Origin of the sequence: Pseudonocardia sp. ICBG1034, from assembly GCF_020131375.1 — a bacterium.
GTDB classification, from domain to species: domain Bacteria; phylum Actinomycetota; class Actinomycetes; order Mycobacteriales; family Pseudonocardiaceae; genus Pseudonocardia; species Pseudonocardia alni.
This window is the reverse complement of the sequence record NZ_JAHLEK010000015.1, coordinates 1,205,550-1,230,253: the sequence shown is the minus strand read 5'-3', so window position 1 is coordinate 1,230,253 and position 24,704 is coordinate 1,205,550. Positions and strand designations below refer to the sequence as shown.

The 24,704-nt window shown below is 72.6% G+C and carries 22 protein-coding genes; all 22 read right to left on the bottom strand.

Annotated features, from left to right (window positions below; genetic code table 11):
• Positions 1-36: 36 nt before the first annotated feature.
• The 22 genes from KPF22_RS07460 to argS all read right to left on the bottom strand — a co-directional run bounded on the left by KPF22_RS07460 (position 37) and on the right by argS (position 24,647).
• On the bottom strand, positions 37-486 hold the full coding sequence (locus KPF22_RS07460) for a DUF2550 domain-containing protein (protein WP_062397354.1): 450 nt from the start codon (positions 484-486) through the stop codon (positions 37-39).
• 20 nt (positions 487-506) lie between these two features.
• Complete coding sequence (locus KPF22_RS07455; RefSeq protein ID WP_060713074.1) at positions 507-878, bottom strand: F0F1 ATP synthase subunit epsilon; 372 nt, start codon at positions 876-878, stop codon at positions 507-509.
• Positions 879-896: 18 nt separating this feature from the next.
• On the bottom strand, positions 897-2,330 hold the full coding sequence (gene atpD, locus KPF22_RS07450) for a F0F1 ATP synthase subunit beta (protein ID WP_062397356.1): 1,434 nt from the start codon (positions 2,328-2,330) through the stop codon (positions 897-899).
• Positions 2,330-3,328 (bottom strand): F0F1 ATP synthase subunit gamma, encoded by a 999-nt coding sequence (locus KPF22_RS07445; protein ID WP_208824808.1) that lies wholly within the window; start codon positions 3,326-3,328, stop codon positions 2,330-2,332. The genes atpD and KPF22_RS07445 overlap by 1 nt, the downstream gene beginning before the upstream one ends.
• A gap of 12 nt (positions 3,329-3,340) precedes the next feature.
• Positions 3,341-4,978 (bottom strand): F0F1 ATP synthase subunit alpha, encoded by a 1,638-nt coding sequence (gene atpA, locus KPF22_RS07440; protein WP_208824806.1) that lies wholly within the window; start codon positions 4,976-4,978, stop codon positions 3,341-3,343.
• A 75-nt stretch (positions 4,979-5,053) separates the two neighbouring features.
• Entirely contained in the window at positions 5,054-5,884 is an 831-nt protein-coding gene (locus tag KPF22_RS07435) for a F0F1 ATP synthase subunit delta (RefSeq protein WP_178376185.1), read from the bottom strand.
• Positions 5,884-6,432 (bottom strand): F0F1 ATP synthase subunit B, encoded by a 549-nt coding sequence (locus tag KPF22_RS07430; RefSeq protein WP_062397364.1) that lies wholly within the window; start codon positions 6,430-6,432, stop codon positions 5,884-5,886. The genes KPF22_RS07435 and KPF22_RS07430 overlap by 1 nt, the downstream gene beginning before the upstream one ends.
• Before the next feature lie 63 nt (positions 6,433-6,495).
• On the bottom strand, positions 6,496-6,741 hold the full coding sequence (locus KPF22_RS07425) for a F0F1 ATP synthase subunit C (protein WP_020621511.1): 246 nt from the start codon (positions 6,739-6,741) through the stop codon (positions 6,496-6,498).
• A 124-nt stretch (positions 6,742-6,865) separates the two neighbouring features.
• Positions 6,866-7,639, bottom strand: a complete 774-nt coding sequence (gene atpB, locus KPF22_RS07420; RefSeq protein WP_062397367.1) for a F0F1 ATP synthase subunit A — start codon at positions 7,637-7,639, stop codon at positions 6,866-6,868.
• 357 nt (positions 7,640-7,996) lie between these two features.
• Entirely contained in the window at positions 7,997-8,473 is a 477-nt protein-coding gene (locus tag KPF22_RS07415) for a hypothetical protein (protein WP_224401557.1), read from the bottom strand.
• A 282-nt stretch (positions 8,474-8,755) separates the two neighbouring features.
• Entirely contained in the window at positions 8,756-10,612 is a 1,857-nt protein-coding gene (locus KPF22_RS32995; RefSeq protein WP_308010371.1) for a hypothetical protein, read from the bottom strand.
• A gap of 38 nt (positions 10,613-10,650) precedes the next feature.
• Entirely contained in the window at positions 10,651-11,934 is a 1,284-nt protein-coding gene (gene glyA / locus KPF22_RS07405; protein ID WP_208820555.1) for a serine hydroxymethyltransferase, read from the bottom strand.
• A gap of 75 nt (positions 11,935-12,009) precedes the next feature.
• Positions 12,010-12,672, bottom strand: a complete 663-nt coding sequence (locus KPF22_RS07400; protein WP_224401556.1) for an L-threonylcarbamoyladenylate synthase — start codon at positions 12,670-12,672, stop codon at positions 12,010-12,012.
• 104 nt (positions 12,673-12,776) lie between these two features.
• Positions 12,777-13,679, bottom strand: a complete 903-nt coding sequence (gene prmC, locus KPF22_RS07395; protein WP_224401555.1) for a peptide chain release factor N(5)-glutamine methyltransferase — start codon at positions 13,677-13,679, stop codon at positions 12,777-12,779.
• Positions 13,680-13,747: 68 nt separating this feature from the next.
• Positions 13,748-14,824, bottom strand: coding sequence for a peptide chain release factor 1 (gene prfA, locus KPF22_RS07390; RefSeq protein ID WP_208820551.1), 1,077 nt, complete (start codon positions 14,822-14,824; stop codon positions 13,748-13,750).
• Positions 14,825-14,912: 88 nt separating this feature from the next.
• The gene (rpmE, locus tag KPF22_RS07385) at positions 14,913-15,134 is read right to left on the bottom strand and encodes a 50S ribosomal protein L31 (protein WP_062397374.1); all 222 of its coding nucleotides are present in this window, start codon (positions 15,132-15,134) and stop codon (positions 14,913-14,915) included.
• Positions 15,135-15,266: 132 nt separating this feature from the next.
• On the bottom strand, positions 15,267-17,660 hold the full coding sequence (gene rho, locus KPF22_RS07380; protein ID WP_224401554.1) for a transcription termination factor Rho: 2,394 nt from the start codon (positions 17,658-17,660) through the stop codon (positions 15,267-15,269).
• Between the two features lie 325 nt (positions 17,661-17,985).
• A complete protein-coding gene (gene thrB, locus KPF22_RS07375) occupies positions 17,986-18,888 on the bottom strand; it encodes a homoserine kinase (RefSeq protein ID WP_020626022.1) in 903 nt (300 codons plus the stop codon).
• Entirely contained in the window at positions 18,888-19,904 is a 1,017-nt protein-coding gene (gene thrC, locus KPF22_RS07370) for a threonine synthase (RefSeq protein ID WP_244326353.1), read from the bottom strand. Before thrC ends, thrB begins: the two co-directional genes overlap by 1 nt.
• Before the next feature lie 164 nt (positions 19,905-20,068).
• Positions 20,069-21,448, bottom strand: a complete 1,380-nt coding sequence (locus KPF22_RS07365; RefSeq protein WP_224401552.1) for a homoserine dehydrogenase — start codon at positions 21,446-21,448, stop codon at positions 20,069-20,071.
• A gap of 99 nt (positions 21,449-21,547) precedes the next feature.
• Entirely contained in the window at positions 21,548-22,996 is a 1,449-nt protein-coding gene (lysA, locus tag KPF22_RS07360) for a diaminopimelate decarboxylase (RefSeq protein ID WP_224401551.1), read from the bottom strand.
• Between the two features lies 1 nt (position 22,997).
• Positions 22,998-24,647: an arginine--tRNA ligase gene (argS, locus tag KPF22_RS07355; RefSeq protein ID WP_224401550.1), complete on the bottom strand. Its 1,650-nt coding sequence runs from the start codon at positions 24,645-24,647 to the stop codon at positions 22,998-23,000.
• Positions 24,648-24,704 lie beyond the last annotated feature (57 nt).

Below are 24,704 nucleotides of genomic sequence, written 5' to 3'. Positions count from 1 at the left end.
GGGCGACAGGTCCGTAGAGCTACCGATCCGTCGAGGTCAGGACGCCTCGCGGTAGCCGTGCCCCTGCCCCGGCGGGGTGGACTCCAGCCAGGCCATGAAGCCGGTGCGGACGCCCGCCGACATCGCCAGCTCGACGTCGATGCCCCGGCCTGCGGCGTCGCGGCCGCGGCAGCGCAGCACCTCGACCGCCATCGGGATCGCGAACTCCTCCGACCGGTGCGGCGGCCGCCGGTCCACGATCTCCAGGTCGGCCCGGTCCATCACGACGGTCGCACCGATCCGGAAGCTGGTCAGGCGGTACCAGGCGAACCGCTCGCCCTCGTAGCGCCCGACGCCGAAGTGCCAGTCCGTGACAGCGAAACGGCGGCGCAGACACAGGTCCACACCGCCGTTGCGCATGAGTCGTACCCGCCGTACGGCGAGCCAGACCAGGGGGACGACCAGGCACAGCAGCAGAACTCCGACGAACGCCGCGATGAGCTCCACTGCCGTGCCCGGTCCCCGTGCTAGTTCGCCTCGGCCGCCCGAAGGCGGGCCTCGGCCCGGGCGATCGCCGATCTGCCCTCGTCGGTGGACGAGTCGGCGCCGTCGCGCGCCCGCCGGGCCCGCTCGACGTCGATCTCGTCCGCCTGCTCGGCGAACTCGGCCAGGATGGACACCCGCTCCGCCGACACCGACAGGAACCCGCCGTGCACCGCGATGGTGCGCTTCGAGCCGTCGGTGGAGTCGATGCGGACGACCCCGGCCTCTTCCAGCTGGGCCAGCATCGGCTGGTGGCCGGGCAGGATGCCGACCTCGCCGACCGTGGTCCGGGCGAGCACGAAGCGTGCGTCGCCCGACCACAGCCGGCGCTCCACGGAGACCAGCTCCACGGTCATCTCAGCAGGCATCGGTGATCAGCCCTCGAGCTTCTTGCGGTTCTTCTCCAGGTCGTCGAGACCGCCGCAGAGGAAGAACGCCTGCTCGGGGACGTCGTCGAACTCGCCCTTGGCGATCTTGTCGAACGCCTCGATGGTCTCCTTGAGCGGGACCGTCGAGCCCGGCTGGCCGGTGAACTGCTCGGCGACCAGGAGGTTCTGCGACAGGAAGCGCTCGATGCGACGCGCCCGGCCGACGAGCTGCTTGTCCTCCTCGGACAGCTCGTCGATACCGAGGATGGCGATGATGTCCTGCAGGTCGTTGTACTTCTGCAGGATCCGCTTGACCTCGTTGGCGACGCGGAAGTGCTCGTCACCGACGTACTGCGGGTCCAGGATCCGCGAGGTCGAGGTCAGCGGGTCCACCGCCGGGTAGATCCCCTTCTGGGAGATCGGCCGGGAGAGCTCGGTGGTGGCGTCGAGGTGCGCGAACGTCGTCGCCGGAGCCGGGTCGGTGTAGTCGTCCGCGGGGACGTAGATCGCCTGCATCGAGGTGATCGAACGACCGCGGGTCGAGGTGATCCGCTCCTGCAGCTCGCCCATCTCGTCGGCCAGGGTGGGCTGGTAGCCCACCGCGGACGGCATGCGGCCGAGGAGGGTCGAGACCTCCTGACCGGCCTGGGTGAACCGGAAGATGTTGTCGATGAACAGGAGCACGTCCTGCTCCTGCACGTCACGGAAGTACTCCGCCATGGTCAGCGCGGAGAGCGCGACGCGCATACGGGTGCCCGGCGGCTCGTCCATCTGACCGAACACCAGGGCGGTGTTCTTCATGACGCCCGACTCGGTCATCTCCGTGATGAGGTCGTTGCCCTCACGGGTGCGCTCACCGACGCCGGCGAACACCGAGGTGCCACCGAAGTTCAGCGCGACACGCTGGATCATCTCCTGGATCAGCACGGTCTTGCCGACGCCGGCACCACCGAACAGACCGATCTTGCCGCCGACGACGTAGGGCGTCATCAGGTCCAGGACCTTGATGCCGGTCTCCAGCATCTCGGTCTTGCCCTCGAGCTCGTCGAAGCGCGGGGCCTTCTGGTGGATCGACCGGAGGTCACCGGTGAACTGGATGGACGGGTCGTCCAGGCAGTCGCCGAGGGCGTTGAACACGTGGCCCTTGACCTGGTCGCCCACCGGCACGGAGATCGGGCGGCCGAGGTCGGTGACCTCCTGGCCGCGCACGACGCCGTCGGTCGGCTGCATCGAGATGGCCCGGACCAGGTTGTCACCCAGGTGCGTGGCGATCTCGAGCGTCAGCTTGCGCTTGTCGCCGGAGAGGTCCACCTCCAGCGTGAGGGCGTTGAGCAGGTTCGGGACCTGGTCACGCGGGAACTCGACGTCGACGACCGGGCCGGTCACCTGGACGACGCGCCCGGTGATCGGGCCGGCCGAAGTTTCGGCGGTCGTGGTCATCAGCTCTCACTTCCTGCGCTGGCGAGAGCGTCGACCCCACCGACGATCTCGCTGATCTCCTGGGTGATCTGTGCCTGGCGAGCCTGGTTGGCCTCCAGGGTCAGGCTACGGATCAGTTCGTTGGCGTTGTCCGTCGCGGCCTTCATGGCCCGCTGCCGGTTCGCCGACTCCGACGCCGCCGACTCCAGCAGGGCCGCGTAGAGGCGGGCCCCGATGTACTTCGGCAGCAGCGCGTCGAAGAGCGTGTCCGGGTCCGGCTCGAACTCGTAGAGCGGCTGGAGCCCCTTGCTCTCCGGGTGGTCCCGCTGGCTCTCGGCCGTGTCGGCGTCGCCGTCGAGCTCGTCGACCGGCTTCGCCGAGGCACTGTCGGCCGCGTACTCGACCTCGAGCGGAGCCATCCGCCGGGCCTGCGGCACCTGGGTGATCATGTTCTTGAAGCTGGTGTAGACGAGGTGCAGCTCGTCCACGCCGGTCACACCGTCGGTGTTGCCGTCGTGGTCGTCCTCACCGGCCATGAACGCGTCGACCAGGGTCTTCGCCGCCTCGGCCGCGTGCTCGTAGCCGGGCTGCTCGGAGAATCCGGTCCACGACTCCTCGATCTCCCGGTTGCGGAACCGGTAGTACGAGACGCCCTTGCGGCCGATCACGTAGAGGACCGGCTCCTTGCCCTGCTCGCGGAGCAGGGCCTGGAGCTGCTCGGCCTCCTTGAGGACGTTGGCGTTGTAGCCGCCGCACTGACCGCGGTCACTGGTGACGACCAGGACCGCGGCCCGCTTCGGCTGCTCCCGCTCGACGAGCAGCGGGTGGTCCAGCGCCGAGTTCGACGCGAGCTCCGACAGGGTGCTCGTCATCAGCTCGGCGTACGGACGTGCCTCGTCCACCCGCGCCCGGGCCTTCGCGATCCGTGAAGTCGCGATCAGCTCCTGGGAACGGGTGATCTTCTTGATGGACTGCGTCGACCGGATACGCCGGCGCAGCACCCGGATCTGTGCCGCCATCGGGTATCAGCCTCAGTTCTTCTTGACCGTGACGGTCTCCTGCTCGACATCGTCCTCGTCGAGGGCCTTCTCGGCCTTCTCCTTGGGGACGACCGAGGAACCGTCGGACGCGGTGAACTCGTTGCGCTTGAACTCGTCGACCGCCTTGGTCAGCGTCTCGACGGCGTCGTCGGAGAGCTTCCCGGTGTCGGTGATCTCGTTCAGGGCACCGGAGGCGTGGCGACGCGAGTACTCGCGGAACTCCGACTCGAAGCGCTGCACGTCGGCGACGGGCACCGAGTCGAGCTTGCCGGAGGTGCCCAGCCAGATCGAGACGACCTGGTCCTGCACCGAGACCGGCGCGTACTGCGCCTGCTTCAGCAGCTCGACCAGGCGCTCGCCACGGCCCAGGGCGGCGGCCGAGGCGGCGTCGAGGTCGGAACCGAAGGCGGCGAACGCCTCCAGCTCGCGGTACTGCGACAGGTCCAGACGCAGCGAGCCCGAGACCGTCTTCATGGCCTTGATCTGCGCCGAGCCACCGACCCGGGAGACCGAGATACCGACGTTGATCGCCGGCCGGACACCCTGGTTGAACAGGTCGGACTCGAGGAAGACCTGGCCGTCGGTGATCGAGATGACGTTGGTCGGGATGTAGGCCGACACGTCGTTCGCCTTGGTCTCGATGATCGGCAGACCGGTCATCGACCCCGCGCCGAGGGAGTCGGAGAGCTTCGCGCAGCGCTCCAGCAGGCGCGAGTGCAGGTAGAAGACGTCGCCCGGGTAGGCCTCACGGCCGGGCGGACGGCGCAGCAGCAGCGAGATCGCGCGGTAGGCCTCGGCCTGCTTCGACAGGTCGTCGAACACGATGAGGACGTGCTTGCCCTGGTACATCCAGTGCTGGCCGATGGCCGAGCCGGTGTAGGGCGCGAGCCACTTGAAGCCGGCCGGGTCGGACGCGGGGGCCGCGACGATCGTCGTGTACTCCAGCGCACCGGCGTCCTCGAGGGACTGCCGGACACCGGCGATCGTGGAGCCCTTCTGGCCGATGGCGACGTAGATGCAGCGGACCTGCTTCGACGGGTCGCCCGACTCCCAGTTCTCCTTCTGGTTGATGATCGTGTCGACGCAGACCGCGGTCTTGCCGGTCTTGCGGTCGCCGATCACCAGCTGGCGCTGGCCGCGGCCGATCGGGGTCATGGCGTCGATGGCCTTGATCCCGGTCTGCAGCGGCTCGCCGACGGACTGGCGGTCCATCACGCCGGCCGCCTGGAGCTCGAGCACGCGGCGGGCGTCGCTCTCGACGTCGCCGAGACCGTCGATCGGGTTGCCCAGCGGGTCGACGACCCGGCCCAGGTAGCCCTCGCCGACCGGCACGGACAGGACCTCGCCGGTGCGGGTGACCTGCTGGCCCTCCTCGAGGCCGGTGTAGTCGCCCAGGACGACCGCACCGATCTCGTTCTGCTCGAGGTTCAGCGCGACGCCGCGGACGCCGCCCTCGAACTCGAGCAGCTCGTTGGTCATGGCCGAGGGCAGACCCTCGACGTGGGCGATGCCGTCACCGGTGTCGGCGACGATCCCGACCTCACGGCGGGACGTGCCGCTCTCCAGCGACGAGACGTAGCTGGAGATCGCACTCCGGATCTCCTCGGAGGAGATCGTCAGCTCTGTCATGGCTGCGTCGTTCCTTCTCTCGAACGGGGTCTTCGGGTCGTTCCGCCGGGGTCCGGCGATCGCGTCCGAAGCAGGTCAGCTGGGCAGGGATCGGCGAGCTGCGGCGAGTCGACCCGCCACGCTGCCGTCGATGACCTCGCCGCCGACCTGCACGACCAGGCCTCCGAGGAGGCTCCGGTCGAGCTCGACCTGCAGGGAGATCGTGCGGCCGTACATACGGCCCAGGGTCTCGGCGAGCTTGGTCTCCTGCTCGGAGGAGAGCTCGACGGGTGTGCGCACCTTGGCGACCGAGCGGTCCCGGCGGGCCGCCGCGAGCTCGGCGAGCTCCTCGGCGACGACGTCGAGGTGCCGGCTGCGGGGCAGCCGGACCGCTTCGCGGAGCAGCGTCGCCGTCACCGGGTAGACCTTCTCGCCGAGCACCGAGTCCAGGAGCTGGACGCGACCCTCGACGGGCCGGGCGGCGTCGCCGAGCAGGCTCGCCAGCTGCGGCTCGCGGGCCACGATCCGGCCGAACCGGAACAGCTGGTCCTCGACCTCGTCGAGGGAGCCGTTGCGGTCCGCGATCGCGATGGCCGTGCGGCGGGCCAGGCCCTCCGCACCGGTGACGATGTCGCGGGCGGTGGACCAGCGCTTGCGCGCCAGCTCGGAGACGAGGTCCACGGTCGGCTGCGAGAGCTGGGACCCGAACAGCCGGCGGACCAGGTCCGCGCGGGCGTCCTCGGGGGAGGACGCGTCGGCCAGCAGACGCCGGACGGAGCGCTCGGAGTCCAGGAACCGGGCCACCGCGAACAGCTCGTCCGCGGTCGTGGTCAGGTCCCGGGCCGACGCGGAGTCGGTCCAGGAGTCCAGCCGCTCGGTCAGCGCCGCGAGGGACTCACGGCTGGCGGGCTGCAGGACAGCCGCCATCAGTTCGCCCCGCTCCGCTGGGCCACGCCCTGCTGGTCGAGCTCACCGAGGAACGAGTCGATCGTCGCGGAGCGACGCGAGTCGTCGGCCAGCTGCTCGCGCAGCAGGCGCTCGGCCAGCTGGACCGACAGGCCCCCGACCTCGTTGCGCAGAGCACGCTGGGCGGCGTCGCGCGACGCGGCCACCTGCTCCTCGCCACGGGCCTTGATGCGCGCGGCCTCGGCCTCGGCCTCCTCGCGGAGCTCGGCCTTGATCTGCTGGCCCTCGGCCCGGGCGTCGTCGCGGATGCGCGCCGCCTCGGCCCGCAGGCCGGCGAGCTGCTCCTCGTACTCCTTCTTCAGCCGGTCCGCCTGCTCCTGGGTCTCCTGAGCACGCTTGAGGCCGCCCTCGATCGCGTCGGTCCGCTCCTCGTAGAGCGTCTCGAAGCGCGGGACCGCGAACTTCCAGAGCAGGAACAGCAGGATCGCGAACGCGACCACACCGAGCACGAGCTCATCGAGGTGCGGGAGAATCGGAAGCGGCTGTTCGGCGGCGAGAATCAGTTCCACCGTGTGTCCTTCCCTGACATGGCCGCCGGTACCGGGACCGGCATGAGAGTGATCTGCCGGCTCTTACTGCGCGATGAAGAAGAGCACCAGGCCGATCAGCATGACCAGCTCGGCGAGGACGAAGGTGGTCCAGCCGATACCCATCAGCTGGCCGCGGGCCTCCGGCTGGCGGGCGGTGCCGCTGATGACGGCCGACCAGATCAGGCCGACGCCGATACCGGCGCCGATGGCCGAGGCGCCGAACCCGATGGCCGCGAGGCCCGGGTTGATGTTGGCGGCTTCCTGGGCCAGAACCTGGGTGACGTTCACTTCGGGTTTCCTTCCGTCGGGTCCGCGGGATGCGGGTCGTTCGGTGTATCGGCCCGGACGGGCCGGCGGATGAAGCAGGTGGTGCGAGCGCGGTGCCGGCGGCACCGGGGTCTCGGTGGTGCTGTCAGTGGTCCTCGGAGATCGCCGCGCCGATGAACACGGCGGCCAGCAGGGCGAAGACGTAGGCCTGGATGACCTGGACCAGCGCCTCCAGGAACGTGAACGCGATCCCGGCGGCGAACACCACCGGGGACGCGATGACGAGCGCGGAGCCCGCCGACACCAGGAACGCCGCACCCACGGCGGTCAGGGCGAGGATGAGGTGGCCTGCGAACATCGCGGCGAACACACGCAGTGCCAGCGAGAGCGGCTGCACCAGGAACTTCTGCAGCAGCTCGATCACGATGATCAGCGGCGCGATGAAGACCGGGACGCCCGGCGGCAGCGCGGCGTGCTTGATGTAGCCGAAGAACCCGTGCTTCTTGAACCCGGCGTAGTGGTAGAAGACGTAGACGAACAACGCCAGCGCGATGGGGAACCCGATCCGCGACAGCGTCGGGAACTGGATCACCGGGATGATCGCGAAGATGTTGTTGACCAGGATGAAGCTGAACAGGCCGAGGATCAGCGGGATGTACCGCTTGAAGTCCTCGGAGCCGATCTGGTCACGCGCCATCGTGTTGCGCGGGATGTTGTAGAAGGACTCCAGTCCGAACTGGAATCGACTCGGCACGATGGACAGCTTGCGCGTGCCCAGCGTGAAGACGGCCGCGACGATGATCAGCGACAGGACCGCCAGCACCATCGGCTTGGTGACGGCGCCGAAGATCGGCGGGTACTCGAACAGACCTGCGCCGGGCGGAGTGAACTCCTCGGCCGCCAGTACCAACGTGCCCAATGGGGGTCCTTCCGGTGCTCCCGTTCCGCATCCACGCGGAACGGGGGATCGCCTGCAAGGTGCCTCGTGGCGCGATGTGTTTCCGGGCGGCCGGGTCGAAACACCGGAAGTCACCCACATCGCCTACGTGGCGGATGCTATCAGCCGTACTTCTACACGATGTCGGGGGCTCGTACGCACCTCACCTGCGCGTTCGTCCGACGAAACGATCTTGATCGGGTGCGGTGGGTCGCGTCGTGTGATTCATCGTTAACTCCCCCGGCGGTCGCCGCCCGGCCATCCGCACGACCCCGACGGCCCCCGCGAACAGCCTCGCGGGCGCCGCGGGACCGGACGAAACGGTCGTCGAACCCCAGGTCAGACATCTGTGGACCCCGGATCGGTGCCGATCAGGATCTGGAGCTTCTGCCCGGCCCAGGCCTCCGCCGCCGTCGTCGCGATGAAGACGACGAGCATGGTGACGGCAAGTGACATGCGGTGCAGCCCCGGCGCACCCCCGAGGGTGAACAGGGCGAGCAGGAGGATGATGGCCTTCATCGCGAGACCGCCGAATGCGGCCAGCATCACAGCGCCCGGCTCGAGATGGGTCGTACGCAGCATCAGCACGGGCGTGAGCAGGGCCGAGCCGGTGGCCAGCAGGCCACCGAGGGCCGCGGCGGACAGGCCCGGGATCCCGGCCGCGACGACCCCGCCGACGGCGCAGACCACCGTGGTGGCCGCGCCGACCAGGGCGGCGCCGCGGGCCATCGACCCCGACAGCCGCCGTACGACCTGCGCCTGACCGAGCGCGGGACCGTCGTACTCCACGGTCCCCCAGCGGTCCCATCGCCACACGGTGCGTCCGCCTCCCGGCTCACCGGCCGCCCCACCAGCGGGTACGGCTCCGCGCACACGGTAACCGCCGGGTCCGGCGCCCCGACCGGCGCCGTCCCCCGCGGTGTCCCGTGCCGCCGGCCCGCGTCGGGAGGCGCCCGAGCGTCGTCGGACCGCCGTCGGGCAGCGCCCGGGTGCTTCTCGACGCGCTCGGCGGGCCCGGGACCGGGCGGCGTACGAGGGCCGGGCGGGGCCTGATCCGTGAGCGCGGACACCTCTCCCCAGGGCCAGGACCGGTGCGGGTCAGGCGTCGTGGTCCCGGGCGGGATGGTGCGCGCGGGTGGGGACGGTCGGCTGGTCCGACCCCGACCCCGACCCCGGCGTCGCGGCGGGGTGGGGGCGGTGACCGGTGCCGCGCGGGTGCTGCGGGCGGGGCGGAGTCGGCCCGGGGTCGGTCGGGTCCGGCGTCGGCGGTCCGGCGGCGGTGCCGCGTGGCATCCGCGGACGGGCGGCGACGGGCCGGGACGGGGGCGGTGGCGTGGGCGGCCCGGCATCGGCGGACCTCGTCCGGCCGACGTGTTCCGGCTCCCCGGCCGGGGTGCCCGCGAGCCGGGCCGGTCCGGCGGGCGCAGGTCCGGCGGCACCGGCGACCACCGGTCCCCCGGCGCCGGCGGGCGCGGGGCGCGTCCCGGTCCGCGACGGGCCTCGCCCGCCGCTCGGCCGGTGCGCGCCCCGCGTCCACGGCGCAGGCCCCCCGGGTGCGTCCCGGCCCGATGTGTCCCGCCGGGACGGGTCCCGACCGGACGTGTCCCCGCCCGGCACGACCCGGCCCGGCACCGGTGCCGCCGCGGCGTGGCCCGGCGGTCCCGGGCCGTCCACGGCCGGACCGCCGGCGGACGGCCGGGCGGACGGCGCCGCGCGCCCGGGCCCGGCGTCCGGGAGGTCGTCGGTCGAGGCGATCGCCGTCTCCCCCGCGGCGGCCGGTGCCGCGGAGACGGCGGTGCGCATCCGCGACCGGTGCGGCACGGCCGAGGCCACGAACGCCACGACCAGTGCGATCCCGGTCGCGGCGAGCACCAGCCCGGTGCGCGGGACCAGGGCGAGCGCGACCGCGCCGAAGGCGATCACCGCGACCCACAGGTAGACCAGCAGCACCGCGCGCCGGTGGCTGTGCCCGACCTGGAGCAGGCGGTGGTGCAGGTGCATCTTGTCCGGACTGAAGGGGCTGGTCCCGGCGCGGGTCCGGCGCACGACCGCCATGAGCAGGTCCAGCGACGGGATGAAGACGATCCCGACCAGCACGACCACCGGGGAGACCAGCGCCAGCAGATCCCCGGGCGAAGGGGTGTCCGACTGCGGGACGCGGCCGGAGGCGCTCGTGATCGCGGCGGCCAGCATGACCCCGACCATCATCGAGCCGGTGTCCCCCATGAAGATCCGCGCGGGGTGGAAGTTGTGCGGCAGGAACCCCAGGCAGGACCCGGCGAGCACCACCGCGAGCAGCGCGGGGACGAACGTGGCCGGATCGTTGCCGTTCTCGCTGATCAGCCCGATGCAGAACACCGCGGTCGCGAGCGTCGTGATCAGCCCGATGCCCGCGGCGAGGCCGTCGAGCCCGTCGACGAAGTTCATCGCGTTCACCAGGACGACGGTGACCAGCACCGTCAGCAGCACCGACTGGCTCTGCCCCAGCGCCAGCACCGACCCGCTGAGGAACGAGTCGCCACCGATCGGGATCCAGATCTGGAGCCACTGGACCCCGTACAGGACCAGCAGCCCGGCCGCGGTGACCTGCGCGGCGAACTTGGTGAGGGCGTCGAGGTCGTAGCGGTCGTCGAGCATCCCGACACCGACCAGCAGCCCGGTCGCGACGACGACCCCGACGACCTCGGTGCTCTGCTCGAAGTAGGCCAGCCGCAGGGCCGGGAGCTGCAGCGACAGCAGCAGCCCGGCCAGCACCCCGCCGAACATCGCGAGGCCGCCCCACCGCGGGGTCGGGGTGACGTGCACGTCCCGTCCCCGCGGCCAGGCGACCGCGCCGACCTTCAGCGCCAGCATCCGGACCGGCCCGGTCAGCAGCAGCGTGGCGACGGCGGCGACCAGCCCGACGAGCAGGAGCTCCCTGATGGGGAGTCCGTACGTGAACTGGTCAGTGGGCACGTCGCGAGCGCCTCTCCGCCTCCGCCGTGGGTCTCAGGTCACCCCCGAGGGTAGGCCGGTGCCTTCGAGACGAGCGCGGTGACCGCCTTCGCGACGTCGGCGAGCTCGGCGTCGCCGGCCGTGGTGTCGTGCTCGGCCTTGACCGCGCGGGCCAGCAGCGCGCCGACCTCGGCCATGTCGGCCTCGGTCATCCCCTGCGTGGTGACGCTGGGCGAGCCGACCCGGATGCCGGACGGCTTCATCGGCGGCGCCGGGTCGTAGGGGATCGCGTTCTTGTTCAGCGTGATGCCGGCGCGGTCGCAGCGGGTCTCCGCCTCCGAGCCGGTGACGCCGATCGGACGCAGGTCCAGCAGCGCGAGGTGGTTGTCGGTGCCGCCGGAGACGGCGCGCATGCCCTCGGACTCCAGGCTCTTCGTCAGCGCCTGGGCGTTCGCGATGACCTGGCGGGCGTAGGCCTGGTACTCCGGCTGCGCCGCCTCCTTCATCGCGACGGCCTTCGCGGCGACCGCGTGCATCAGCGGGCCCCCCTGGGAGAACGGGAAGACCGCCTTGTCGATGGCCTTGGCGTGCTCCTCGCGGCACAGCACCATGCCGCCGCGCGGGCCACGCAGGACCTTGTGCGTGGTGGCGGTGACGACGTCGGCGTAGGGCACCGGCGACGGGATCGCCTTGCCGGCGACCAGCCCGATGAAGTGCGCGGCGTCGACCATGAGCTTGGCGCCGACCTCGTCGGCGATCTCGCGGAACACCGCGAAGTCGATCAGGCGCGGGTACGCGGTCGCACCGGCGATGATGATCTTCGGCTGGTGCTGCTTGGCCAGGTCGCGGACCTGGTCGTAGTCGATGACCTCGGTGTCGGAACGGACGGTGTAGGACACCGCGTTGAACCACAGGCCGGAGAAGTTGACCTTGCTGCCGTGCGTGAGGTGGCCGCCCTGCTTGAGGTCCATGGCCAGCACGGTGTCGCCGGGCTTGGCGAACGCGGCGTAGGCGGCGAGGTTCGCGCTCGCACCGGAGTGCGGCTGGAGGTTGACGTGCTCGGCGCCGAAGAGCTCCTTGGTCCGCGCGTTGCCGATGTTCTCGGCGACGTCGACGACGCCGCAGCCGCCGTAGTAGCGGCGGCCGGGGTAGCCCTCGGCGTACTTGTTCGACAGCGTCGACCCGAGCGCCGCCAGCACCGCGGGGCTGGTCAGGTTCTCGCTCGCGATGAGCTGCAGTCCGCCGCGCAGGCGCTCGAGCTCGTCCAGCACGACGCCCGCGATCTCGGGGTCCTGCTGCTGCAGTGCGTGGAAGTCCGGTCCCCAGAAGGTCTGCTCGCTCACGCCGGGACACGCTACCCGCTGCCATCCCCGCAGGCCGCGGCCGTGCAGGCGTGATCACACCCGCGGGTGGCCCCCTCAGACCCGGTCGATCTCCTGGCCGACGACCTCCTCGACCTGTTCGGCGGTCACCCCGCCCTCGCGCAGCATGCGCGGCCGGGCGCCGGTGAGGTCGACGATCGTGGAGGCGACCGGGTCACCGGACGGGCCGCCGTCGAGGTAGACCTGCACGCTCGAGGCCAGCTGGGTGATCGCCTCGGTCACGTTCGACGCCGGCGGGTTGCCCGAGGTGTTCGCGCTCGACACCGCCATCGGCCCGACCTCGCGCAGCAGCTCCAGCGCGACCGGGTGCAGCGGCATGCGCAGCATCACCGTCCCGCGGGTGCTGCCCAGGTCCCAGGCCAGCGAGGGCGCGTGCTCCAGCACCAGCGACACCTCGCCCGGCCAGAACGCCTCGATCAGCGCCCTGGCGGACTGCGGGACTCCTGAGACGAGGCCGTCGATGGTGGTCCAGGAACCGACGAGCACGCCGACCGGCATGTCCGGACCACGGCGCTTGGCGGCGAGCAGCGCGCGCACGGCGGTGCCGTTGAACGCGTCGCAGCCGATGCCGTAGACGGTGTCGGTGGGCAGGACGACCAGCTCACCCGCCCGGACGGCGCGTGCGGCGGCGGTCAGACCGCGTGTGCGCTCGGCGGGGACGCTGCAGTCGAACAGCGGCTGGGTCTGCGATGCACTCACGATCCGCGAGGATACGACCGTGCCGCGCGGGGGTGCGGGGCGGCTCACATCCGCGGCGCCGGCGGGGCGTCCGGACGACCGCTCCCCGGCGGGTGGGACGGGCGTCAGGGGCAGGGGACGCGGCGGGCGGTGACGAAGCGCGGGCGGCCGGTGAGGTCGTCGTGCTCGGTGACCTCACCCAGCGTGCGCCTGCGGCGCAGCAGTGCCGGGACCGTCTCGCCGTGGGTGTCGTCGTGCTCGATCGCGAGGTGCCCGCCGTGCCGCAGCCATCCGCTGGCCCCGCGTACGACGGCCTGGATGATCTGGGTGCCGTCGGGGCCGCCGAACACGGCGCCGGGCGGGTCCCACCGCGCCACCTCGGGCGGCACCGGCGTCCCGTCCGGGACGTAGGGCGGGTTGCAGACGACCAGGTCGACCGCACCCTCCAGCTCGACGAGCAGGTCGGTCCACCGGACGTCGGCGACGTGCAGGGTCACCGGGCGTCCGCCCGCGGCGACGTGCGCGTCGAGGTTGCGCCGGGTCCAGGACAGTGCCGACGGGTCGGCTTCGAGAGCGTGCACCTCGGCGTCGGGCCGGGACACCGCGAAGGCCAGCGCGAGCGCGCCGGAGCCGGTGCAGAGGTCGAGCACCCGGGGGCGGCTCACGTCGCGGATCGCGGCGAGGCCCCACTCCAGCAGCAGCTCGGTCTCCGGGCGCGGGGTGAACACCCCTGGTCCGACGGCGACCTCGACCGGGCCGAGTACCGCGGTGCCGAGGATGTGCTGCAACGGTTCGCGGGTGGCGCGGCGGGCCACGAGGGCCTGCAGCCGTTCGACGACCGGCGGGTCCACCAGCGGGGTCATCAGCAGTGTGGACCGCGACGAGCCGAGCACGTGCGCGGCGAGCAGCTCGGCGTCGACACGCGGCGACGCGACACCGGCGGCGGCCAGGGTGCGCTCGGCCTCCGCGATCGCCACCCGGAGCGGCAGCCGGCTGCCGGTCGTGGGGCTCGCCGTCGTCTCGGTCACGGCTCCAGTGTCCCGGCTGCGGGGCGCGGGGACACCGCAGGTGACCGGAGCATCACCTGAGCGGGGGATCATTCCTGCCCCTGCTCCCCCGCCATGGCCTCGGCGCGCTCGGCCGCGGTCAGAGCGGCGAGGACGTCGACGAGATGGCCGTCGAGCACCGCGGAAAGGTTGTAGGCCTTGAACCCGACGCGGTGGTCGGAGATCCGGTTCTCCGGGTAGTTGTAGGTGCGGATCCGCTCCGAACGGTCCACCGTGCGGACCTGCGAGCGGCGCTGTTCCGACGCCGCCTCGGCCGCCTCGGCCTCGGCCTTCGCCTGCAGCCGGACCCGCAGCACGTCCATCGCGCGGGCCTTGTTCTGCAGCTGGGAGCGCTCGTTCTGGCAGGTCACGACGATGCCGGTCGGCAGGTGCGTGATCCGCACGGCGGAGTCGGTGGTGTTGACGCTCTGCCCGCCGTGGCCCGAGGCCCGGTAGACGTCGACCCGGATGTCGGCGTCGTGGATCTCGACGTCTCCGGCCTCGTCGGTGTCGGGGAAGACCATCACGCCGGCCGCGGAGGTGTGGATGCGGCCCTGCGACTCGGTCACCGGGACACGCTGGACGCGGTGCACGCCGCCCTCGAACTTCAACGCGGCCCACACCCCGTCGACCGGGTCCTTGCTGCGCAGGGACAGCGTGATGTCCTTGTACCCGCCCAGGTCGGACGGGGTGGCACCGAGGACCTCGACCTTCCAGCCGCGGCTCTCGGCGTAGCGGCTGTACATGCGCACGAGGTCGCCGGCGAACAGCGCCGACTCCTCGCCGCCCTCGCCGGACTTGACCTCCATCAGGACGTCGTCGCCGTCGTGCGGGTCACGCGGGCGCAGCAGCTCGGTCAGCTCGGTCTCGAGCTCGACGATGCGGGTGTCCAGGGCGTCGGCCTCGGCGGCGAAGGCGCGGTCCTCGGCGGCGAGCTCACGGGCGGCGTCGCGGTCCTCCCGGACCTGGGCGAGCTCGCGGGCGCAGCGCACGACCGGGCCGAGCTCGGCGTAGCGACGGCCCAGTTTGCGGGCCTGCGCCTGGTCGGAGAGGACGTCGGGGTCGGCGAGGCGCTGCTCCAGCTCGGCGTGTTCGTCGAGCAGGGCGTCGACCGACTGCGTGCTCATCGGAGATTCCTTCGAGGCGCTGGGGCGGGAACGCGAAACGGCGCCCGCCTCCTCGCGTGCGGCGAGGCGACGGGCGCCGTGTCGGGAGCTACTTGGCGGCGCGCTCGCGCTTCCCGTAGCGGGCCTCGAAGCGGGCCACGCGGCCACCGGAGTCCAGGATCTTCTGCTTGCCGGTGTAGAACGGGTGGCAGGCGGAGCAGACCTCGACGCTGATGGCGCCGCTGTTCTTGGTGCTGCGGGTGGTGAACTGGTTGCCGCAACCGCAGGTGACCTGGGTGTCGACGTACTGAGGGTGGATTCCCTCGCGCATGGCTCTCTCCTCATCGTTGGCCGCCGGGTCCCTGGTACGACCAGGGTGAACCGGTGCCGGGAAGCTGACGGTCCATTCAACCACCCGGGCCCCGGCGGAATTCCCACCGGGGCCCGGACGGCACGGCTCGGACTAGTCCTCGTCCTTGCCGGGGGTGTTCTTGGCGACCTGCATCAGGAACTCGATGTTGGTCTTGGTCTTCTTGAGCCGGCTGAGCACCAGGTCGAGCGCCTGCTGGTCGTCGAGCGCGGCGAGGACGCGGCGGAGCTTCACCATCACCGCGTGCTCGTCGGGCGACATCAGGAGCTCCTCCTTGCGGGTGCTCGAGTCGCCGACGTCGATGGCCGGGAAGATCCGCTTGTCGGCGATCTTCCGGTCCAGCTTGAGCTCGGCGTTGCCGGTGCCCTTGAACTCCTCGAAGATCACCGTGTCCATCGTGGACCCGGTCTCGACCAGCGCGGTCGCGAAGATGGTGAGCGAGCCGCCGTCCTCGATGTTGCGCGCGGCGCCGAGGAAGCGCTTCGGCGGGTACAGCGCCGTGGAGTCGACACCACCGGACAGGATCCGGCCCGATGCGGGCGCGGCCAGGTTGTAGGCGCGTCCGAGGCGGGTGATGTTGTCCAGCAGGACGACGACGTCGTGCCCCATCTCGACCAGGCGCTTGGCCCGCTCGATGGACAGCTCGGCGACGGCGGTGTGGTCTGCCGGCGGGCGGTCGAAGGTCGAGGCGATGACCTCGCCCTTCACCGACCGCTGCATGTCGGTGACCTCCTCGGGCCGCTCGTCGACGAGGACGACCATGAGGTGGCACTCGGGGTTGTTCGTGGTGATCGCGTTCGCGATGTTCTGCATGATCGTCGTCTTGCCCGCCTTGGGCGGGGAGACGATCAGCGCACGCTGCCCCTTGCCGACCGGCATGATCAGGTCGATCACGCGGGTGGTCAGCTGCGACGGGTCGGTCTCCAGGCGGAGCCGCTCGTTGGGGTAGAGCGGGGTCAGCTTGGTGAACTCGGGCCGGTTGCGCGCGGCCTCCGGGTCCCGCCCGTTGATCGAGTCGACGCGCACCAGCGGGTTGAACTTCTGCCGCTGCTGCTCGCCCTCGCGGGGCTGACGGACGGCGCCGGTGATGGCGTCACCACGCCGCAGTCCGTTCTTGCGGACCATCGACATCGACACGTAGACGTCGGTCGGGCCGGACAGGTAGCCGGTGGTCCGGACGAACGCGTAGTTGTCGAGGATGTCCACGATGCCGGCGACCGGCAGCAGGACGTCGTCGTCGCGGATCTCGGTGTCCACGCCACCGCCGGTGGCGCCGCCACCGGTGCGCTCGCGGTCCCGGCCGCGACGGCGGTCGCGGAAGCGGCGGCCGCGGCGGCCGCGGCCGTCACCGTCGTCGCCGTCGTCGTCGCGGAAGTCGTTCCGGTCGGCACCGCGGTCGTTGTTCCGGTCGTTGTTCCGGTCGCCGTTGCGGTCGTTGTTCCGGTCACCGTTCCGCTCGCCGCGGTTGTCGCCGCGGTCGCCGGTCCGGTCGTTGTTGCGGTTCCCGCGGTTGCCGCGGCCGGAGTCGTCGCCGTCGCGGTTGCGCCCGCCACGGCCGTTGTCGCCGTTGCCGCGGCCGTTGTCGTCGCGGCCCTCACCGGTGCGGTCGCCACCGTTGCGGTCGCCACCGTTGCGGTCGGCACCGCGCTCGGCGTTGCGGTCGGCCCCACGGCCGCGACGGCGGTCGCCGTCGGCGCCGGGGTCGTCGCCGTCGGCGTCGCGACGGGCGTCCTTCTGGCCCGCGTCCCGCTGGCCCGCGTCCGTGGCGGTGTCCTTCGGGGCGCCCTGGGAGCCGGCGTCCTTCTGGCCGTTGTCGTCGGCCTGCCCGCGGCGGCGGGTCCGGCCACGACGACCGGCGCCGTCGGCGTCCTCACGGCGCTCCTCGGCCGGGGCCGGGGTGCTGTCGGCCTTCTCCGGCGCGCTCGCGGCGGGGGCGGCCTGCTCGGGCGCGGCGGCCGGGGCGCTCTCGGCGGCGGCCGGGGCCGTGCCGTTGCCGGCGGAGGTGCCGGGGTCGCCGGTGGCGGCGTCGGTCACGGCGGCGTCGGGGGCGCCGGCCGGACGGGTCGCAGCACGGCGACGACGGGTGCGCGGCGCGGGGGCCTCGGCCTGCCCGGCCTGTCCGCCCTGGTCACCGGCCTGCTCGGCGCGTGCCTGGGGGGCGGCCGGCGCGGCGGAGCCGTTGCCGGCGGGGGCCGCGGCGGTGTCGCCGAGGGCGAGCTGCGGCGCGTCCGCACCGTCGGAGCCGGTGGTGGCGGCGGGGTCCGCCTTCGCCTTCGGCTTCCTCGCGGGGGCCGCCGCCGCTCCGCCCTGACGCTCCTTGATGGCCGCGATCAGGTCGCCCTTCCGCATGCCGGAGATGTCCGGGACGTTCAGCTCGGTGGCCAGCTGGCGCAGCTCGGCCAGCACCATGCCGGACAGGCCGCCGCGTCGGCGGGGCGCCGCCTCGGCCGACGCGGTCCCGGTACCGGCGAGATCGGTCTCGCTCACAGAGTTCCTTCCTGACCGACCCGGTTACCTGTCCAGGTCAGGGGATGTCACACGCTCGGCCGATACGGAGACCCCGTATCGGCAGCATTCACAGATGGAGTCCCACGACGACGTCGCGGGAGTCAGGCCGCCCGTTCGGGATTCCGAGTCCAGTTCAGAAAGGAGATCGGGCGAGCGGGCCCGGCCGCAAGACTACGCCGATGTCGCGTGGATCGCCATGCACGGGCGAGACTAGTCCGTACACCCCGGGGCGGCAACAACCCCCCTCGGACGACGCGCCGACGCACGGGGTCGCGTACCTCACGTTCCCGGCGGGCACCGGTGCTCAGCGGACCTCGACCTGCACACCGGTGGTGTCGACCGGCAGCCGCTGCACCGCGAAACCGTCGGTGTCGACGCCGTCGGGCAGCGCGCCGTCGCCGGTCAGGGCCAGCACCGTCGGCCCGGCGCCGGAGATCGCGGCGGGTACGCCGTGCTCCCGCAGCGCCTCGACCAGCCGCAGCGACGACGGGTACGCCGGCCGCCGGTAGGGCTGGTGCAGCCGGTCCTCGGTGGCCGCCATGAGCAGGTCCGGCCGCCGGGTCATCGCCAGCACCGCCAGCGCGCAGCGGCTGCCGGTGAACGCGGCGTCGGCCAGCGGGACCTGCTCGGGCAGCAGCCCCCGGGTGGTCTTGGTCGAGGACTCGACGTCGGGCACGCAGGCGACCGGGTGCACGTCGGGGTGCACCTCCAGCTTCTCGGCGTGGAAGCGCCGGGCCGAGCCCGCCGCCTCCCAGGCCACCACGAACCCGCCGAGCAGACTGGCCGCGGCGTTGTCGGCGTGGCCCTCCATGCCGGCGGAGAGCTGCAGCAGCGCGTCGCGCTCCAGCTCCGGGTCCCGCCCGGCCAGCACGGCGGCGGCCGTCACCCCGGCGACGGCGGCCGCTGCGGAGCTGCCGAGGCCGCGTGAGTGCGGCACCGCGTTGAGGCAGCGCAGCCGCAGCCCCGCGGGCGCCCCGCCGAACGTCTCGAAGGCCAGACGCATCGCCCGCAGGACCAGGTGCCGCTCGTCGCGCGGGACGTGCCGGCAGCCCTGCCCCGCGACGTCGACGAACAACCCCGGCGTCTCGAAGGTCTCGACCTCGATCTCGTCGTACAGCGCCAGGGCCATGCCGAGGGAGTCGAAGCCGGGGCCGAGGTTGGCCGTCGACCCCGGGACCCGCACCAGTACGCGCGTCGGGCGACCCATCAGGCCAGCTCGAGCGCCGCCGCGACCGCCCCGGGGTCGATCGGGACGATCTCCGGGTCCGGCGCGGTGAGCAGAGCGGTGTCGGGGTCCTTCAGGCCGTGCCCGGTCACCGTGCACACGACGAGGGAGCCGGTGGGCAGCGACCCGTCGGCGTGGCTCTGCAGCAGCCCGGCGACGCTGGACGCCGATGCGGGCTCGACGAACACGCCCTCCTGCGCGGACAGCATCCGGTAGGCGGCGAGGATCTCGTCGTCGGTGACGGCGGCGAACTTCCCGTTCGACTCGTCGCGCGCGGTGGTCGCGCCCTTCCACGAGGCGGGGGCACCGATCCGGATGGCGGTCGCGATCGTCTCGGGGTCGCTCACCGGGGCGCCGTGCACCAGCGGCGCGGCGCCGGCGGCCTGGAACCCGAACATCCGCGGCAGCGCGGCGATGACGCCGTCGGCGTGGTAGCCGCGGTAGCCGTGCCAGTACGCGGTGATGTTGCCGGCGTTGCCGACCGGCAGGCAGTGCACGTCCGGGGCTCGGCCCAGCTGGTCGCAGATCTCGTAGGCGGCCGAGGCCTGGCCGGCGATCCGGGTCGGGTTCACCGAGTTGACCAGCGCGATCGCCGGGTAGTCGGCGGTCGTCTTGCGGGCCAGCTCCAGGCAGTCGTCGAAGTTGCCGTCGATCTGCAGGATCCGGGCGCCGTGCGCGACGGCCTGGGCGAGCTTGCCCAGCGCGATCTTCCCGGTCGGCACGAGCACCGCGCAGGTCATCCCGGCACGGGTGGCGTAGGCGGCCGCCGACGCCGAGGTGTTGCCGGTGGAGGCGCACAGCACGCTGGACTTGCCGTCGGCGAGCGCGGCGGTGACCGCCATCGTCATGCCGCGGTCCTTGAACGAGCCGGTCGGGTTGGCGCCGTCGACCTTCAGGTAGACCTGGCAGCCGGTCAGCTCCGACAGCCGGGGGGCCGGCAGCAGCGGCGTGCCGCCCTCCCCGAGCGTCACCACGGTCCAGTCCGGCTGCACGGGCATCCGGTCGCGGTAGGCCTCGATGACACCCGGCCACTGGCCGGGTGGCGGCGGCGCGACCGCACCGGCGACCTGGGTCACGGGGCCGAAGGGACCGGAGGCCGGCCCCCGGACTCCTCGCACGCTGTCCGTCACGACCGGTCCACTCCCTGATCCCCCACCTGTGGTCATTCGCCCATACCCAGTGCGCTCACCGCGCGGCCCAGTCCCTCGACCCGCAACACGCCCGCGACGCCGAGCACGTGGTCGAGGTCCAGCAGCGCCGACACCGTGGCCGACAGCGCGGCCTCCGGCGCCGAGTGCGTGACGACCGTCAGCCGGGCCTGGCTGCGGTCCGAGCCGTCGGCCCGGTCCACCGAGCCGTTCACACCGCCGGTCTGGCGGACCGCGGCGATCGAGACGCCGTGCCGGGCGAACTCGCTCGCGATGGCGGCGAGCACGCCCTCACGGTCGGCCACCTCGAGGTCGACGTGGTAGCGCGTCGGCACCTCGCCGATCGGGCGCACCGGCAGGCTGGCGTAGGCCGACTCGCGCGGCCCGCGGCCGCCGCCGACACGGTTGCGGGCCACCGCGACGAGGTCGCCGAGCACCGCGGAGGCGGTCGGCGCGCCGCCTGCACCCTGGCCGTAGAACATCAGCTGGCCGGCGGCCTCGGCCTCGACGAACACCGCGTTGAACGCGCCGTCGACGCCCGCCAGCGGGTGCGAGTCGGGGACCATCGCCGGGTAGACGCGCGCCGAGACCGACTCGGTCCCGTTCGTGGCCACCACGCGCTCGCAGATGGCGAGCAGCTTGATCGTGCAGCCGAGCCTGCGGGCGGCGGCGACGTCGGCCGAGCTGACCTCGCGCATGCCCTCGCGGTGCACGTCGGAGGCGGTGAAGCGGGTGTGGAACGCCAGCGAGGCCAGGATCGCGGCCTTCGAGGCGGCGTCGTAGCCGTCGACGTCGGCGCTCGGGTCGGCCTCGGCGTAGCCCAGCCGGGTCGCCTCCTCCAGCGCGTCGGCGTAGGACGTCCCGCCCGAGGACATGGCGGAGAGGATGAAGTTCGAGGTGCCGTTGACGATGCCGGCGACCCGGGTGATGCGGTCCCCGGCCAGGGACTCGCGCAGCGGGCGCAGCAGCGGGATCGCCCCGGCGACGGCGGCCTCGTAGTAGAGGTCGGCGCCGGAGGCGTCGGCGGCCTCGGCCAGCGTCGGGCCGTCCTCGGCGAGCAGCGCCTTGTTCGCCGTCACGACCGAGCGGCCGGACTTGAGCGCCTCCAGCAGCCAGCCGCGGACCGGCTCGATCCCGCCGATGACCTCGACGACGACGTCGACGTCGTCGCGGGTCACGAGCTCGCCGGCATCGGTGGTCACCAGGTCCGGGAAGTTCTCGGTCAGCCAGGGGTGCCGGTGCGGTCGCCGCACGGCGACCCCGGCCAGCTCGATGCGGGCTCCCACCCGCGCGGCCAGCTCGTCGGCCTGCTCGGTGATGAGTCGGACCACCTCGGTGCCGACGGTGCCGCAGCCCAGCAGTGCCACCCGGACGGCGCCGGTCTCGCTCGCCACGTGTCCTCCTCGCGTGCGCGCACCCCTCGGGCGCGCGCCGATCATTCCTGGTCGGGCGGGTGCAGACAGGTCCGGGTGGCGGTTCTCACCCGGGTGCGCTCACACCTCGAAACGGAACTGGTCCTCCAGTGTCTCGCGACGCAACAGGGTCCGGTCGACCCCGTCACGGACCGCGACGACAGCAGGGCGCGGCAGCCGGTTGTACCCCGACGCCATGGCATAGCAGTAGGCCCCCGTCGCCGCGACGGCCAGCAGGTCGCCCGGCGCGAGATCGGCCGGCAGCCAGCAGTCGCGCACCACGATGTCACCCGACTCGCAGTGCTTGCCGACCACCCGGGACAGCACGGGGACGTCCCCGCCGGGGACCGAGTCGTGCCCGCTGGCGCGGGACACCAGCCGTACGTCGTACTCGGCGTCGTAGAGGGAGGTGCGGATGTTGTCGCTCATCCCGCCGTCGACGCTGACGTAGCGCCGGGAGTACCCGCCGAGCGGGACGTCCTTGACGGTGCCGACCTCGTAGACGGTGACGGTGCCCGGCCCGGCGATGGCCCGGCCCGGCTCGACGGCGATCGCCGGCACGTCCAGCCCGGAGGCGGCGCACTCGCGCTTGACGATCGCGCGCAGCTCCTCGGCCAGCGCCGGCATCGACAGCGGGGTGTCCCCCGGCCGGTAGGCGATGCCGATGCCGCCGCCGAGGTCCAGGGTGCGCAGCGCGGTCAGGTTCTCGCCGCCGTGCTCGGCGTGCAGGTCGGCGAGCACCTTCACCACGCGGCGGGCGGCCGCCTCGAAGCCCTCGGTCTCGAAGATCTGCGAGCCGATGTGGCTGTGCAGCCCGACCAGGCTCAGGTGGCTCGCGGCGAGCACACGGCGGGCGGCCTCCAGCGCCGCGGAGTCCTTCGTGTCGGACCCGGCGATGGAGAACCCGAACTTCTGGTCCTCGTGCGCGGTGGCGATGTACTCGTGGGTGTGCGCCTCGACGCCGACGGTGAGCCGGATCAGCACCGGCGCGACGGTGTCCCGCGCGGCGGCGACGTCGGCGAGCCGGGCGATCTCGTCGAAGGAGTCGACGACGATCCCGCCGACCCCCGCCTCGACCGCGGCCTCCAGCTCGGCGAGGGACTTGTTGTTGCCGTGCAGCGCGATCCGCTCGGGCGGGAAGTCCGCGCGCAGCGCCACGGCCAGCTCGCCGCCGGAGCACACGTCCAGCGACAGGCCCTCCTGCGCGACCCAGCGGGCGATCTCGGTGCACAGGAACGCCTTCGCCGCGTAGTGCACGGCCTCGGCCCCGAACGCGGCGGCGAACTCGCTGCAGCGGCCGCGGAAGTCGTCCTCGTCGAGCACGAACAGCGGGGTGCCGTGGGCCGCGGCGAGGTCGCGGACGTCGGCCCCGGCCAGGCGCAGCGCGCCGTCGGCGCCGCGGGCGGCGTGCCGCGGCCAGACCGCGGGCGCCAGCTCGTCGAGCGCCGCGGCGCTCTCCGGGCGGGGCCCGGCCGACTCGGGCGCGGGGGTGAGGCCCGCGTGCATCGGGCCTGCGGGGTGTGCCCTCATGTCACATCCGTTCCGGGGCGTCGACGCCGAGCAGCGCCAGGCCGTTGGCGAGCACCGTGCGGGCGGCGACGCAGAGCGCGAGGCGCGCGCGGTGCAGGTCGGAGACCTCCTCGTCGCCCTGGGGCAGGACGCGGCAGGAGTCGTAGAACTTGTGGTAGGCGCCGGCGAGCGACTCCAGGTAGCGGGCGACCCGGTGCGGCTCGCGCAGCTCGGCGGCGGTGCGCACGACGTCGCCGAACTCGCCGAGGGTGCGGATCAGGTCGCCCTCGCGCGGGTGGGACAGCAGGCCGTAGTCCTCGCCGGGGGTGATGCCGAGGTCGGCGGCGTTGCGGGCCAGCGAGGACAGCCGGGCGTGCGCGTACTGGACGTAGAACACCGGGTTCTCGCTGGTCCGGCTGGCCAGCAGGTCCAGGTCGATGTCCAGGCCCGAGTCCACCGAGGAGCGCACGAGGGAGTACCGGGCGGCGTCGACGCCGACGGCCCCGACCAGGTCGTCCATCGTCACGACGGTGCCGGCGCGCTTGCTCATCCGGACCGGGGTGCCGTCCTTGACCAGGTTGACCAGCTGGCCGATCAGCACCTCGACCACGGCCGGGTCGTCGCCGAACGCGGCCGCCGCGGCCTTGAGCCGGGCGACGTAGCCGTGGTGGTCGGCACCGAGCATGTAGATGCACAGGTCGAAGCCGCGGGCCCGCTTGTCGCGCAGGTAGGCGATGTCGCCGGCGATGTAGGCGGGGCGGCCGTCGGACTTGATGACGACGCGGTCCTTGTCGTCGCCGTGGTCGGTCGAGCGCAGCCACCAGGCGCCGTCGGACTCGTAGAGCGAGCCCTTCTCCTTGAGCGCGGCGACGGCGGTCTCCACCGCACCCGAGTCGTGCAGCGACTGCTCGTGGAACCACACGTCGAACTCGACGCGGAACTCCCCCAGCTTCTGCTTGATCTCGGTGAACATGAAGCCCACACCGACCCGGCGGAACACCTCGTCCCGCTCGGCGTCGGACAGGTCCAGCACGCCGGGCTCGGCCGCGACGACCCGCTGGGCGATCTCGGCGATGTAGTCCCCGCCGTAGCCGTTCTCCGGGGCGGGCTCGCCCTGCGCGGCCGCGACCAGGGAGCCGACGAACCGGTCGATCTGGGCGCCGGCGTCGTTGAAGTAGTACTCGCGGGTGACCTTCGCGCCACGCGCGGACAGCACCCGGCCCAGCGCGTCGCCGACCGCGGCCCACCGGGTGCCGCCCAGGTGCAGCGGGCCGGTCGGGTTGGCGGAGACGAACTCGAGGTTCACGTTGCGCCCGGCCAGCTCGTCGCCGGTGCCGTAGCCCGCGCCCGCGGCGAGGACCTCCCCGACGATCGCGCCCTGGGCGTCGGCGGCCAGGCGCAGGTTGATGAAGCCGGGCCCGGCGATCTCGGCGCTGGCGACGCCGTCACGGGTCGCGAGCTCCTCGGCCAGCCAGGTCGCGAGCTCGCGCGGGTTCACGCCGGCCTTCTTGGCGGTGCGCAGCGCGATGTTGGTCGCGTAGTCGCCGTGGTCGGGGTTGCGGGGACGCTCGACACCCGCATCGGCCGGCAGTGCGGAGACGTCCAGGTCGCGTCGGAGCAGCACGTCCCGCGCGACGTCACGGACCAGGTCGGCGAGCACGTCGGGATTCACCACCCGGATTCTACGGAGGGACCCCCGGCACCCTCATGCAGGTATCCGCACCCCGAC

Excerpts from the sequence above, each read along its gene's own strand:
- atpA (WP_208824806.1), bottom strand. The coding sequence starts at position 4,978 with ATGACAGAGCTGACGATCTCCTCCGAGGAGATCCGGAGTGCGATCTCC.
- KPF22_RS07455 (WP_060713074.1), bottom strand. The coding sequence starts at position 878 with ATGACCGTGGAGCTGGTCTCCGTGGAGCGCCGGCTGTGGTCGGGCGAC.
- KPF22_RS07445 (WP_208824808.1), bottom strand. The coding sequence starts at position 3,328 with ATGGCGGCACAGATCCGGGTGCTGCGCCGGCGTATCCGGTCGACGCAG.
- KPF22_RS07435 (WP_178376185.1), bottom strand. The coding sequence starts at position 5,884 with ATGGCGGCTGTCCTGCAGCCCGCCAGCCGTGAGTCCCTCGCGGCGCTG.
- lysA (WP_224401551.1), bottom strand. The coding sequence starts at position 22,996 with ATGAGGGCACACCCCGCAGGCCCGATGCACGCGGGCCTCACCCCCGCG.
- thrB (WP_020626022.1), bottom strand. The coding sequence starts at position 18,888 with ATGGGTCGCCCGACGCGCGTACTGGTGCGGGTCCCGGGGTCGACGGCC.
- rpmE (WP_062397374.1), bottom strand. The coding sequence starts at position 15,134 with ATGCGCGAGGGAATCCACCCTCAGTACGTCGACACCCAGGTCACCTGC.
- prfA (WP_208820551.1), bottom strand. The coding sequence starts at position 14,824 with ATGAGCACGCAGTCGGTCGACGCCCTGCTCGACGAACACGCCGAGCTG.
- atpD (WP_062397356.1), bottom strand. The coding sequence starts at position 2,330 with ATGACCACGACCGCCGAAACTTCGGCCGGCCCGATCACCGGGCGCGTC.
- thrC (WP_244326353.1), bottom strand. The coding sequence starts at position 19,904 with ATGCCCGTGCAGCCGGACTGGACCGTGGTGACGCTCGGGGAGGGCGGC.